Genomic DNA, 12,657 nt, shown 5'->3' with positions numbered 1-12,657 from the left:
ATCTCTAGCAATAGCATGTCTGGCAGTTGTCGCATTGATGCATTAGAGAAAATCTCTTATCAACGTTGGGAGTTACTTGTGAATAATCTAAAAAAAATCGCCGTTGCCGCCGCAGTACTGTGCTCCGCCCTCGGCGCACAGGCCCAGGAAATCAATCCTTCCTGGTACATTCAACCTAGCCTCAACGCACTCAAGCCAGATTCCGACTTCGCTACGGATAAAACCGGGTATGGCGCAGGCTTGCGTTTCGGTAAACCTGTTTCCCAGGACTGGGATATCCAGCTGGGCACCACGTATGCCCGCTCCAAGGATGGCCAACAGCGCTACCAGCAAAATACGCTGGGCGTAGACGGTCTGTACATGTTCTCGCGTAAAGCCTTCCGCCCCTTCCTGCTGGTCGGTGCCGGCATGCAGCGCGACAAGGACACCAGCTTCGCTTTCGGCGAACGCAAAAAGAGCTCGCCGTACGCCAGCGTCGGTCTGGGCTTCCAGTCCACGATCAACGATCAACTGTCGTTCCAGGCTGACGTGCGCAACGTGCACGGCTTCCTGCGCGGCAATACGTTCGACCCGAGCAGCAAGGCCAACAACTACTACGTCACCGTGGGCCTGAACTTCGCGTTCGACAAACCACCTGCACCGCCGCCACCACCGCCACCGCCGCCAGTGCGTGAAGAAGTCGTCGTGGTCGTGCCGCCACCACCGCCGCCACCGCCAGCACGCTTTGAGAAAGTGACGATGGCAGCAACGGAACTGTTCGCGTTCGACAGCGCCAAGCTGGGCCCGACACAGACCAAGCTTGACGAAATCGCCCGCGTGCTGAACGCAGCGCCGGACGTCAACAACGTCGTCATCAGCGGTTATGCCGACCGCATCGGTTCGGCCAAGTACAACCTGAAACTGTCGCAGCAGCGCGCTGATGCAGTCAAGGAATACCTGGTCGCCCACGGTGTCGCCGCCAACCGCCTGACGGCCGAAGGCAAGGGCTCCACCAATCCTGTCGTCACCTGCGATAACAAGAAGCGTGCCGACCTGATCAAGTGCCTGGAACCAAACCGCCGCGTTGAAGTGGAACAAATCACCATCGAACGCCGCGTGCAGTAAGCTAAACAGTGGTACGCCACTTGTGAATAAAAAAAGGGGCTCGCGCCCCTTTTTTGCATTGAAAGCCACCATGAATATTTCTACCCGCTATCCCAGACTGGCCGGCCTGGCGCCGTTCAGCAAGCAGATGCGCAGTGTCATCGTCTGTTCCGTCACCGAATGGCTGGAACACCGCGCCTCGAGCAAGGGCGCGGCCCTCGCCTATTACACCCTGTTTTCCATCGCCCCCATCCTCGTGCTGGTGATCGCCATCGCCGGCTTTTTCTATGGCCCGGCCGCCGCGCGCGGCGAACTGATGGGGCAACTGCAGGGATTGCTGGGCACGCAGGGCGCCGAAGCCATCCAGCTGGTGCTGGCCGGCGCGAAGAACCATGAGCAGGGACGCATCGCCACCCTCATCGCCAGCGCCCTGCTGCTGTTCGGCGCCACCAGCGTATTTGCCGAACTGAAAGCCAGCCTCGATGAAATCTGGCAAGTACCGCCGCTGAAGGAAGCGGGCGCCTGGGACATGCTGCGCACGCGCTTGCTGTCCTTCGGCCTGGTGCTGGTGCTGGCCTTCCTGCTGATGGTGTCGCTGGTGGTCAACGCGGCCATGGCCATCCTCGCCAACTTCTGGGAAGGCGTGTGGAAGGACACGGCCGTGCTGTTTACCATCCTGTCGAACCTGATCGGCTTTGCCGTCATCGCCAGCCTGTTTGCCGTCATCTATAAAATGCTGCCGCGCGTGCGCCTGTCCTGGCGCGACGTGCTGATCGGCGCCATCGGCACGGCCTTCATGTTTTCACTGGGGAAATACGCCATTGGCGTATATATCGGCAACAGCGGCGTGGCCAGCAGCTATGGCGCGGCCGGTTCGCTGGTGGCCCTGCTGCTGTGGGTATATTATTCAGCGCAAATCTTCTTCCTGGGCGCCGAATTCACGCGCCAGTTCGCCCTGCAGCTGGGCAGCATGAAGGATATGCCGAAGACGGACGATGGCGATGTGCAAATCAAGATACTGAAACGCCACCAGTCCTAAACGATAAGTCTGCATGCAACAACGGCGCCCGCGGGCGCCGTTTTCTTTACGTTGCCGCAAGCTATTCGCCCAGCAGCTCGGCCACCACTTCCATGCCCTGCACGCGCTCGGCCACGACCTTCACGATGACGATGATGGGCACGCCCAGCAGCAAGCCCCAGACGCCCCACAGCCAGCCCCAGAACAGCAGGCTGATGAACACGGCCGTGGGATTCATCCGGGCGATGCGCCCCGTCATCCAGGTGGTGACAAAGGTGCCCACCAGGGTGGCGATGGCCATCGACGTGCCCGTCACCAGCAAGACCATTTCCAGCGATTCGAACTGCAGGAAGGCAACGAGGCCCGTGGCGATGGTGATGAGCAAGGGGCCGAAATACGGCATGATGTGCAGCAAGCCGGCCACGATGGCCCAGGCGCCCGCGTTTTCCAGGCCGATCACGCGCAGGGCGATCCACATCAGGACCGCCAGCAAGCCATTCGTGACGAGCAGCATGAACATATAGTTCTGGATCGACGTATTGATATCTTCCAGGATGTGCACGGTGACCTTCTTGCGGCTCAGCGACGGCCCCGTCAGCTTGACGAGCTTGCGCTTGAAGGTGTCGCCCGACAGCAGCAGGAAAAACACGAGGAAGATGACCATGGTGGCCTGGCTGAGGAAGCCCACCAGGCCCAGCGAGCCGGCCCAGACCCAGTCCATGATCTTGAAGTTGGGCGTCTCGGCGGCGGCCGCGCGGCGGTTGTTGCGGCGCGCTTCGGCGCCGGCGGCCACTTGCTCGATTTCATTGGCCACGGCCTGCATCTTCTGGAAGGTGCTGTTCTTGCCGCCCGTACTGGCGGCGATCAGGCGCGACAGCTTGTGCGTGGCGGCCGGCAATTCTTCAACGATGGATTCGAATTCGCCCTGCACGCGCTCGACCACGACGATGGAGCCGAACAGGATCAGGGCCGTGACGGCCGTGGCGCCGATGGCGCGCGGCAGGCGCAGCTTTTCCAGCCAGGCGACGACGGGATTGAGGGTGTAGGCGATGAAAATGCCGAAGATGACGGGAATGAGGAATTTCTGTGCCCACTGCAGCGCATAAATGAAGCTGACGGTGGCGATGATGCCCAGCGCCATGCCACGCGCATTGACATGCAGCGGCAAACGCAAGGATGAGTCTGACTGCTCCGCGGGCGCGCCGGGAGGTGGCCCGGCAGGCTCGGTGGAGGCAGCCGCCACCGGCTCGGGCGGGGTATCTGTAGGCTGGATATGCATGCGATTCCCGCGACGGTCGGTGGAGGGCCGCAGGGCCAGCCCTGGGGCTGGCCCTGCGGCAGGTCAGGCCATTACTTGACGCGGATGTCGTTTTTCACGGACTTCACGCCCTTGACGCCACGGGTGATTTCACCCGCTTTGGCGGCATCGGCTGGCTGGGCCACGAAGCCGCTCAGCTGAACCACGCCCTTGAAGGTTTCAACGTTGATTTCCGTCGATTTCAGGGTAGGCTCGTTGAAGATGCTGGCTTTAACTTTGGTGGTGATGGCCGCGTCGTCGATGTACTCGCCCGTGCCTTCCTTGGTTGGGGTCGAAGCGCAACCTGCAACAGCGAACAGGGAAGCGACGAAAAGGCCAGTAGCGATAGATTTGGTGAATTTCATGGTTTTTTCCTTAGGAGTGGTCAATCAATGTGCTCACAATGAGCTTCTTATACCAGTTTGGTGACTGCGCGCCGGAGGGAGCTCAGTAACCGAACTGGGTTTTTGCAGCCTTGATACAGTCATCCTTGGCTGCGCCGGCTAATGCATCGCATTTTTCTGTCGCGACCTTGTACTCGGCTTTTCTTTTTGCTTCACGCGCATCGCTGCGCGCTTCGATGACTTTCTTGTCTGCCTTGGCATCGGCCAGGGCCGCCACCTTGGTGGACTTGGCCAGCTTGACGCAGACATCCTTGTCGTTGCCCGTCAGCGCATTACAGCGCGTCAGGTCGACGTCGTAATTGGCATCGGCAATCTTGATGCGCGCCTTGGTGTAGGCGCGCAGGGTATTCGTGTATTGCGCCTGGGCCACAGCTTCATCGTAGGTGCGCACGGCCTTTGCTTCGGCGATGCAGACATCCTTCGGGTTGCCCGTGATTTTTTCGCATTCGGCATGGGCCAGCTTGTAATTCAGGCCCGCCTGTTCATTGGCCGCCTTGTAGGCTGCTTTTGCTTCCGGCGTGGCAGCCACGGCCTGGCCGCCCCAGGCGGCGCACGCCAGGCTGACAACGATGGCGGTGAAAAGCTTATTCTTGTTCATGTATTTCTCCCTGGTAGTGACAAGCATGTCTGCTTGGCATGACTACCGTTTTACGTGGATCGCCGCCTCTCTTCTGTACGCTGCCGTACACAAGTAATTTATTTTGAAAGCGGAAGGCAGACAGGGATAAATAACAACGTTTTGCTGGATCGTCCCGGTAAAAAATACCATTTTCGGCACCAAATAAGTACGTGCGGCAGCGTACAGACCGGAAACAGGGGCATGACTAAGATGGCACTACACCCTCACCTCGTCAGGAGAATAAAATGAAAACCAACGCCACCTTGGCTGCACTGATGCTCGCCGCCACCGCCGCACTGAGCGGTTGCGCCACCGGTCCTTCCCAGTCACAACAATATTACCCGGCCAACCAGCCTGAATCCGCCATGTACGGCACCGTCGACTCCATCCAGATCGTGCAGGGCGGCGGACAAACCAGCGGCGCGGGCGCCGTGGTCGGCGGCATCGCCGGCGCACTGCTGGGCAATACCATCGGCTCGGGCGGCGGACGCACGGCCGCCACCGTGGCGGGCGCCGTCGCTGGCGGCGTCGTGGGCAATCAGGTGGAAGGCCGCAGGCAGCAAGCGCAGGCCTACCAGATCAGCGTACGTCTCGACAACGGCGAATACCGCACCGTGGTGCAGGACAACGCGAATGATTTGCGCCCGGGCAACCGAGTGCGCGTCGTTGACGGCCGCGTCTACCGCTATTAATTTTCGGCGGAGCTTGCCAACAGGCAGCCGCCATCCCGCATGAGTCGTACGATAACAAGGAGTTGCCATGGGCACCATCATTCTGATCATCTTGATCCTGGCCCTGGTCGGCGTCCTGCCTACCTGGCCGCATAGCCGCAACTGGGGTTACGGCCCCAGCGGCATCGCCGGCCTGGTCGTAGTGATACTGATCCTGCTATTACTGACGGGCAGGTTGTAAAAAAAGGCGCTGCGGCGCCTTTTTTATTTCAAGGAGGAACTATCATGACTATCCACAACACACTCTTGGCCACCCTGTTCGCCTGCAGCCTGGCGCCTTTGGCACTGGCCCAGACGGCCACGCCGCAACCGGGCGACCCGCAACGCTGGTACCAGGAAGACAGCACGGCGCAAGCCCAGCTGCGCACCCTGCGCAAGGAAATCGCCGCCGCCCTGGCCGAGGCCAAAAAAGCCTGCCGTTCGGAACCATCCGCCGCGCGCGCCACCTGCCTGAAGGATGCGCAGGACACGTATCGGCAAGACATGGCCAACGCGGAAAAACTGCGCGAAGCGGCCCATCCGCAGTAGTGAAGCGTACTCTTGCGACTCGGCCTGATCAGGCGGCGTCGCGCTCGTAGGGCGGCAGTTCGTGCACCACGAGTGGCGTATCTTCCGTGACAAAGGCCAGCCAGCCGGCCGCCTTGATCGCGCGCAAGCCATCCTGGTAGCCCTGCTCCCAGCGCCACTCGATGGAGCCCCGGGAAAAATTGATATCCTTGGCCGCCATGTGCCAGTCGCGCCCCGCATACGGCAGGCGCACGATGTGCATGGTGCTGTCGCAACCGAGCGCCACCAGCTCTTCCGTCTGCTGGCGGTTGTGCTTTGTATCGGGCAGGCCGGCGTACAGTTCGCGCAATTTGCGCTGCAAGGTATGCGTATTGACGTAATCGGCGATATGCCGCTTCGAGCGCGACGCGAAGGTCACGTCCTTTTGCCGCGTCTGCACTTCGTCGAGGGTGGTCGGTTCCGGTCCTTCCGAGCTCCACAGATCGACCATGAAGACCAGGGTGTCGACGTGGGGCGTATCGTCAAGCACGGTTTCCAGCGGCGTGTTCGAGTACAGGCCGCCATCCCAATATAAGTCGCCGTCGACGCGCACGCCGGCAAAGCCGGGCGGCAAGGCACCGCTGGCGCGGATATGGTCCGCCGTCAGGGGCTGCTGCTGGCTGTCGAAACTGGTGAGACTGCCGCATTTGACGCGCAGGGCGTTGACCGTCAGGCGCATGCCGCCGGGCTGGTTCAGGTAATCGAAATCGACCAGATCCTCGAGGGTGCCGGACAGCTCGCTGGTGTCATAAAAACTGGCCTCTTCCGGCTTGACGGCGATTCCGGCGGGAAACAGGCTGAAGGCGCGCGGCTTGAAGAAGCCCGGCACGCCGCGCAGCAGCGTATCGAGCGTGGCCAGCCAGATGTTCGAGCGGCGCTGCTGGTCCGATACCAGGTTCATGTCGATGCTGTCGCGGTGCGCCACGCGCTGCCAGAATTCCTTCAGACGCACGAGCCGGTCTTCGTGCTTGTTACCCGCCAGAATGGCGGCATTGATGGCGCCGATCGAGGTGCCCACCACCCAGTCGGGCGCCAGGCCATGTTCGTGCAGCGCGTGGTAGACGCCGGCCTGGTAGGCGCCCAGTGCGCCGCCGCCTTGCAGCACCAGCACGATGCGTAGGCGCGAAGGATTTAACTGATTGATCGGTGTCTTCGAATTCGTCATCAAGATAGCCCTCTGTCCGCCGCGCGGGTGCGGCGTGAATCATTGTAAGGGATTGCGCCTGCACGTGCCGGACGTTGGGTACGGGCAAAAAAAAACGCCGTCAATGACGGCGTTCCTGTGCAACACGGCTGGCGTTCAGCGCTTGCGGCGCAGCCAGCTGGCGGCGACGGCGGCCACGGCCACGAGAACCAGGGCCGGCTTGACCAGCTTCTTGCGTCCGATAAACGATAGCGCCGTCAGCACATAGGGCATGGCGCCTTGCAAACGCATGCCGCCCGGCGCCAGCAGGGATTCGACGCGGTGGCCGGCAAAGCCGACCGCCGTTTCGACCACGCCCTGCAGCATCGATTCCGGGCGCAGCGCATAGCCCACGTTGGCGCGCGCATGCACGATGCCCACGCGGTACATTTCGCCCTGGGCGATCAGCAGGCGCTTGCGGGCGGCTTGCGCCGCCAGTTTGTCGTTGTCCGACATGAATTCTCCTCGTAATGCAGCTTACATCAGCATGTCGCGGTCAGCCTTCAATTCCGCCATGGTGGCCGGCATGGACAGCTTTCCTTGACGCAGCATGGCGCGCGCATACATGACCAGGGCGATGGCCAGCAGTACGAACACGACCGTCATGATCGCCAGGATCTTCCAGCCCAGGCTATCCCAGGCCAGAAAGACGATCAGCACGCTGCCGTAAGCGATGGCAAACAAGCCCGCCACGGTCGCCAGCGCGAAAATGACAATCAGCTGCAGCATGTGATTGCGCACTTCCGACAGTTCGATGGTGGCCAGTTCCAGCCGCGACAACATCAGTCCGACGGCGTTTTTGGCCAGGCCGGCGACCGAGCCGATCAATCCCGGCCCCTGGTGAGACGAAGCAGACTTGTCCATATCGCTCCTGACAGTGGATTACTTGCGGCCCAGGATGAAGCCGACCAGTACGCCGACGCCAGCGGCGACGGCCACCGTGCGCCATGGGTTTTCCTTGACATAGCCGTCAGCCTGGGAGGCGAGCTGCTTGGTGGCAACGATGGCCGACGCCTGCGCTTCATGCGCCTTGGCCAGGGCGGCATCCAGGGTTTTCATGCCCTTGACGCGCACTTCATCGGCTTTTTCGCCGGTCAGGGCGGCAGCGGCGCTGAACAGGGCTTGCGCATCCTTGACCAAGGTTTTGACATCGTTATTGACGGTGGTGATATTGTTTTCCAACATGGTTTAGCTCCTTAGCTGTGGATGAATGTAGTTACTATACCTACTTTACTCAAAAACACTATTCCATTAGATCGCGCATATCATCGGCGTGCTCTTCCTCAACAGCCATGATCTTGATCAACAAATGGCGTGTGGTCGGGTCTTTGTCGCCGATTTTCACGATCATCTGGCGATACGACTCGATCGCTACCCGTTCCGCGATCAGATTGGCACGCACCATGCTCTGCACGTCTTCAGAGTCATCATACTCGGCATGGCTACGCGCAAGCAATGTTGCAGGATTAAAATCTGGCTTGCCATTCAATTGCACGATGCGTTCAGCCAGCCAGTCGGCGTGCTCCTGCTCCTGCTGCGCATGTTCAAGGAACTCGGCCTTGATGGTGCCGTTGTCGCGCCCGCTCACCGTGTAATAATGGCGCTTGTAGCGCGCAATACACACCAGTTCGGTGGCCAGCGCCCCATTCAACAGGGTAATCAACTCCTGGCGGTCGGCCTGGTAGCCGGCCGTCACGGCGCCATCATCCAGGTTTTTGGCGGCAGCGCGGATGGCTGCCGTATCGATGCCAGCTGGAATCTCAACAGATGTTTGGGTCATGATGTTTCCTTTCAAGTCTTGCATGGGTATCCACCGGCCAAGCTTCGGCCGGTGCTGCCTACTAACAAATCAAACACTAGGCAAAACCGTAGCGAGCGGCAGTGAATTGTGGCCGAGAAGCGGAGCTGTGCCAGAGCACAGTGAGCATCGGAGGCCGCAAGACGCGACGCGCAGCAGGTTTGGCCTGGTGTTTTAGCGGCGGGCGGGAATCGCCGTATTGTCCTCCGACAAGACGATTTCCACCCGGCGATTCAGCTGGCGGTTCGACGCCGTGTCGTTGCCGGCGGCCGGATAGGCGGCGCCATAGCCTTTCGTGGCGATGCGGTCACGGCTGATGCCTTGCTCCAGCAGCGCATTGCGCACGGATTCCGCGCGGCGTTGCGACAATTCCAGGTTATGCGCGGAGCCGCCCGTGCTATCCGTAAAGCCTTCGATCAGCACGGTGCGTTGCGGGTTGTTTTTCAGCACATCGGCCAGCTTGCGCGCCGTATTCGCGCCATCGGCCGTCAAGTTCGCCTTGTCCGTGCCGAACAGCACGTCACCCAGGGTGATCACCATGCCGCGTTCGGTTTTCTTGGCGGCCAGGTCGGCCAGCTGTGCTTCCAGTCCGGCGGCGCGCGCTTGCGCATCGCGGGCCGACGCTTCGGCCGCTTGCGCCTGGGCCTTGGCCGCTTCCGCATCCGCCTGCGCCGACTGGGCGCGGGCCGTGGCCTGGTCTGCCTGCTGCGTGCGCGCATCGAGGCGCAACTGGTCGCGCTGCTTGCCGGCGTTGGCGATATCGGCTTCAGCGGCCTTCTGCTTGGCGACTTCTTGCGCCGTGGCTATCTTTTGCTTGGCCAGGTAGGCCAGCTTGTCGACTTTTTCGCTATCTTCCTGGCGCGTGGCGGCCGCGTTTGCCGCTTCCAGCGCAGCGCTCGCTTCGCGGAATTCGCGTGGCGCATAGGTCGACACGATCGGGTTCGATTGCGCCGCCATGTAGTCGCCGCGGGTCTGGTCGAGCAGGCTGGTGGTGGTCGGTGCGGAGCTGCAGGCGGCAACCAGAGCGGCCATGGCCAGCAGGCCGGGAATGGTAGTGTAGGTAGCTTTTTTCATGATGGGGTCCTGTTATTAGTTATTGTTGTTGCTTATTGTTTTGGGGCTTGCTGATTGGCACGGTCGAGCTCTTCGCGCATGACGCGGATGTTCTCGTTGATTTCATCAGCGGCGCTGGTGGCCTTGGCCGAATTGGCCTTGCTTTGCGCCAGCTTGGCATCGGCTTGCGCCTGGTCCGCCAGATCGCGCGCCGTCTTGTAGTCGCGGTCTTTCAAGGCCTGGTTAGCCATGCGCATTTTTTCGCGGGCCGAACGCATTTCATCGGGCGCCAGGTCGGCGGCGCCAGCGCTGGCAGCGTTATCGACAGCGGCGCGCGACACGGCGACATCGGCCGTGGCCGGCGTTTTCAGGCTGGAGCAGCCCGTCATCAGGACGACAGCGGTGGCGCAGGCGGCCAAGGCGGCCAATGGGGACATCTTGAAATCTCGGTTTGTCATTTTTCTTCTCCTGGAGAATGTTAAGCAATAGGGTTCATACGTCGGTGCATCTGGAATCAGGAACTGCGTTTGATGTATGACGTTATAGGCTCCGGCTCCCCGCATATCCGTTCGGTGCCGCACATAGGGTAAGAAATCGACAATACTTGCATGGGCAACGTGCGCCAGCGCACGTGCCCGCCAGCAAAACCTGAAACAGGCCCGGCTTTGGAGCGATTCCTGTAGCATCGCAACTACTTGTCCAGAAAGAATCAGCTTATGCCGCTCTCCCGCCGTCAGAAAATCGCCCTCGCCAGCACCGCCGTGCTCATCGCCCTGCCCGTCACGGCTTCCATCATCGTGCTGAACATGGACTGGAACCGCGCCAAGCCCTGGCTCAATGCGCGCGTCAGCGATGCGTTGGGACGGCCGTTTGCCATCGAGGGCGACCTGGCGCTGACGTGGCAGCAGCCAACGGCTGGCGGGCAAAAAAGCTGGCGCGACTATCTGCCGTGGCCGCACCTGCAGGCAAAGGACGTGCGCCTGGGCAATCCGAGCGCCATGACGGACACGGATGGCCAGGCGCAGCTGGCCAGCGTCAGCCAGCTGGCGTTCTCGCTCAATCCGCTGGCCCTGCTCGACAAGAAAATCATCATTCCGCAATTGCGCTTCGACACGCCGCAGGTGCGCTTGCTGCGCAACAAGGATGGCAAGAACAACTGGACCTTCGACAAGCAGGACCAGCCATCGCCTTGGCAGCTGGAATTGCAAAGCGTGGTCTTCAGCAAGGGCACCGTGTACCTGGACGATGGCGTCAGCAAAACGGCGATGCGCGCCGATGTCGACACCATCGCGGACGATGCGCGCTACGGCATCGCCTGGACCTTGTCCGGCAAATACCATGGAGAAAGCATCAAGGGTGGCGGCAAGGCCGGCGGCGTACTGTCACTGCAGCAGCAAGGCACGCCCTTCCCCATCCAGGCCGACATGCGCGCGGGCGGCAGCAGCGTGGCCATCGAAGGCACCCTGACGCGCCCGGCCAACCTGGCCGCGCTGGATGTGCGCCTGAAGCTATCCGGACCCAGCATGGCCCGGCTGTATCCATTGACGGGCGTGCTGCTGCCGGAGACGCCGCACTTCAGCACGGAAGGCCATTTGACGGCGACCCTGGCGCCGCGCGGCGGCGAGTGGGTGTACGACAAGTTCAGCGGCAAGGTGGGCTCCAGCGACGTCCAAGGCAAGCTGGCCTTTTCCGCCAGCACGCCGCGCAAGCGCCTGACGGGGGAAGTCCACTCGCGCCTGCTGCAATTTTCCGACCTGGGTCCGCTGGTGGGCGCCGATTCCAGCGCCAGCAAGAAGGAACGGGGCGTGCCGTCGACGCAGCCGGCCGGCCGGGTCTTGCCGGTGGAAACCTTCAAGACGGAGCGCTGGACCAGCCTGGACGCCGACGTGCGCTACACAGCCGACAAGATCACGCGCGATGCCGAACTGCCGATCAGCAAGCTCGACACGCATGTCGTGCTGACGGACGGCGTGCTGTCCTTGACGCCGCTCAACTTCAACGTGGCGGGCGGCACCCTGACGTCACAAATCAAGCTCGACGGCAGCGGCAAAGTCATCGCCAATGGCATCGCGGCCGAGCTCAAGGCCAGCGCCCGCCATCTGCACATCCAGCAGCTGTTTCCCCGCCTGCCGGCCCTGCAGGCGAGCGTGGGCGAAATCAATGGCGACGCCTCGCTGTCGGCGACGGGCAATTCCGTCGCCACCCTGCTGGGCAGCTCGAACGGCGAAGTGCGCGCGCTGATCAACCGGGGCAGCATCAGCAAGCTGCTGCTGGAAGAAATGGGCTTGAATATCGGCAGCGTCGTGCTGGCCAAACTGGCGGGCGACAAACAGGTCAAGCTGAACTGCATGGCCGCCGATTTCGCCGTCACCAAGGGATTGATGCGCACGCGCCAGTTCATCGTGGACACGGATGACGCCGTCCTGAATATCGAAGGCACGGTGAACCTGGCCGATGAACGGCTGGACCTGACCCTGCGGCCGGACAGCAAGGGCTTGCGCATCTTTTCGCTGCGCTCGCCCCTGTATGTGCACGGCACCTTCAGCAAGCCCGACGTGAGCGTCGACAAGGGCGTGCTGGCCCTGCGCGCCGGTGGCGCCCTGGCGCTGGCCGTGGTGGCGCCCGTGGCGGCGCTGCTGCCGCTGGTCAATACCGGCCCCGTCGAAGATAGCGAATGCGCGGCACTGCTGGCCCAGGCGCGCGTGAAACCGGTGGCGCCGAAACCGGGCAAGGCGCCGCGCAAAAACCGCTAAGTCACACGTAGCCGTGCACGATTACAATTGTTACACCCCTATGTGCGTTGCCGAACAGACCCTGCCTTGCCACAATCCTATTCTGTAATCGTGCCTGAAACACCCAAGACGTGGCGATACGAAGTCTCACCGGCCCATACCATGCCGGCGCCACGAGGTCCGAATTCATAGG

At 61.6% G+C, this 12,657-nt stretch carries 16 protein-coding genes; 6 read left to right on the top strand and 10 right to left on the bottom strand.

Annotation, left to right across the window (positions count from 1 at the left end):
- The first annotated feature begins 78 nt into the window (after positions 1–78).
- Together BLT98_RS24785 and BLT98_RS24780 are read left to right on the top strand one after the other, a co-directional pair.
- A complete protein-coding gene (locus BLT98_RS24785; RefSeq protein ID WP_034786319.1) occupies positions 79–1,104 on the top strand; it encodes an OmpA family protein in 1,026 nt (341 codons plus the stop codon).
- Between the two features lie 70 nt (positions 1,105–1,174).
- Positions 1,175–2,122 carry a YihY/virulence factor BrkB family protein gene (locus tag BLT98_RS24780; protein WP_092612482.1) on the top strand — a complete coding sequence of 316 codons (948 nt, stop codon included), beginning with the start codon at positions 1,175–1,177 and terminating at the stop codon, positions 2,120–2,122.
- A gap of 61 nt (positions 2,123–2,183) precedes the next feature.
- Here BLT98_RS24780 and BLT98_RS24775 read toward each other — a convergent pair whose 3' ends face one another.
- The 3 genes from BLT98_RS24775 to BLT98_RS24765 all read right to left on the bottom strand — a co-directional run bounded on the left by BLT98_RS24775 (position 2,184) and on the right by BLT98_RS24765 (position 4,400).
- Positions 2,184–3,275, bottom strand: a complete 1,092-nt coding sequence (locus BLT98_RS24775; RefSeq protein WP_092612479.1) for an AI-2E family transporter — start codon at positions 3,273–3,275, stop codon at positions 2,184–2,186.
- A gap of 176 nt (positions 3,276–3,451) precedes the next feature.
- Positions 3,452–3,763: a BON domain-containing protein gene (locus tag BLT98_RS24770; protein WP_034786324.1), complete on the bottom strand. Its 312-nt coding sequence runs from the start codon at positions 3,761–3,763 to the stop codon at positions 3,452–3,454.
- 82 nt (positions 3,764–3,845) lie between these two features.
- Positions 3,846–4,400, bottom strand: coding sequence for a hypothetical protein (locus BLT98_RS24765; RefSeq protein ID WP_034786326.1), 555 nt, complete (start codon positions 4,398–4,400; stop codon positions 3,846–3,848).
- 266 nt (positions 4,401–4,666) lie between these two features.
- Between BLT98_RS24765 and BLT98_RS24760 the strand changes: the two genes are divergently transcribed.
- The 3 genes from BLT98_RS24760 (at position 4,667) to BLT98_RS24750 (ending at position 5,680) form a co-directional block, all read left to right on the top strand.
- Positions 4,667–5,113 carry an outer membrane lipoprotein gene (locus BLT98_RS24760; RefSeq protein ID WP_034786328.1) on the top strand — a complete coding sequence of 149 codons (447 nt, stop codon included), beginning with the start codon at positions 4,667–4,669 and terminating at the stop codon, positions 5,111–5,113.
- A 67-nt stretch (positions 5,114–5,180) separates the two neighbouring features.
- Positions 5,181–5,333 (top strand): DUF3309 family protein, encoded by a 153-nt coding sequence (locus BLT98_RS24755; protein WP_010396415.1) that lies wholly within the window; start codon positions 5,181–5,183, stop codon positions 5,331–5,333.
- Between the two features lie 44 nt (positions 5,334–5,377).
- Positions 5,378–5,680 (top strand): hypothetical protein, encoded by a 303-nt coding sequence (locus tag BLT98_RS24750; protein ID WP_034786329.1) that lies wholly within the window; start codon positions 5,378–5,380, stop codon positions 5,678–5,680.
- A gap of 28 nt (positions 5,681–5,708) precedes the next feature.
- On the opposite strand, the gene BLT98_RS24745 is transcribed toward BLT98_RS24750, so the two are convergent.
- The 7 genes from BLT98_RS24745 to BLT98_RS24715 form a co-directional block, all read right to left on the bottom strand.
- Positions 5,709–6,863 (bottom strand): patatin-like phospholipase family protein, encoded by a 1,155-nt coding sequence (locus BLT98_RS24745; RefSeq protein WP_092612665.1) that lies wholly within the window; start codon positions 6,861–6,863, stop codon positions 5,709–5,711.
- Between the two features lie 135 nt (positions 6,864–6,998).
- The gene (locus BLT98_RS24740; protein ID WP_034786335.1) at positions 6,999–7,337 is read right to left on the bottom strand and encodes a hypothetical protein; all 339 of its coding nucleotides are present in this window, start codon (positions 7,335–7,337) and stop codon (positions 6,999–7,001) included.
- Positions 7,338–7,358: 21 nt separating this feature from the next.
- On the bottom strand, positions 7,359–7,745 hold the full coding sequence (locus tag BLT98_RS24735; RefSeq protein WP_034758936.1) for a phage holin family protein: 387 nt from the start codon (positions 7,743–7,745) through the stop codon (positions 7,359–7,361).
- An 18-nt stretch (positions 7,746–7,763) separates the two neighbouring features.
- Positions 7,764–8,066, bottom strand: coding sequence for an ElaB/YgaM/YqjD family protein (locus BLT98_RS24730; RefSeq protein WP_034786336.1), 303 nt, complete (start codon positions 8,064–8,066; stop codon positions 7,764–7,766).
- 58 nt (positions 8,067–8,124) lie between these two features.
- A complete protein-coding gene (locus BLT98_RS24725) occupies positions 8,125–8,661 on the bottom strand; it encodes a ferritin-like domain-containing protein (protein ID WP_034786338.1) in 537 nt (178 codons plus the stop codon).
- Positions 8,662–8,853: 192 nt separating this feature from the next.
- Entirely contained in the window at positions 8,854–9,753 is a 900-nt protein-coding gene (locus tag BLT98_RS24720; RefSeq protein ID WP_034786341.1) for an OmpA family protein, read from the bottom strand.
- A gap of 32 nt (positions 9,754–9,785) precedes the next feature.
- Entirely contained in the window at positions 9,786–10,190 is a 405-nt protein-coding gene (locus BLT98_RS24715; protein ID WP_051992010.1) for a DUF4398 domain-containing protein, read from the bottom strand.
- Positions 10,191–10,448: 258 nt separating this feature from the next.
- Here BLT98_RS24715 and BLT98_RS24710 point away from each other — a divergent pair, with 258 nt between their 5' ends.
- Complete coding sequence (locus BLT98_RS24710) at positions 10,449–12,485, top strand: AsmA family protein (RefSeq protein ID WP_092612476.1); 2,037 nt, start codon at positions 10,449–10,451, stop codon at positions 12,483–12,485.
- The last annotated feature ends 172 nt before the right edge of the window (positions 12,486–12,657 follow it).

The organism is Janthinobacterium sp. YR213 (assembly GCF_900099875.1).
In the GTDB taxonomy this organism is placed as follows: Bacteria; Pseudomonadota; Gammaproteobacteria; order Burkholderiales; family Burkholderiaceae_D; genus Janthinobacterium; species Janthinobacterium lividum.
This window is presented reverse-complemented; position numbering and strand designations above follow the sequence as displayed.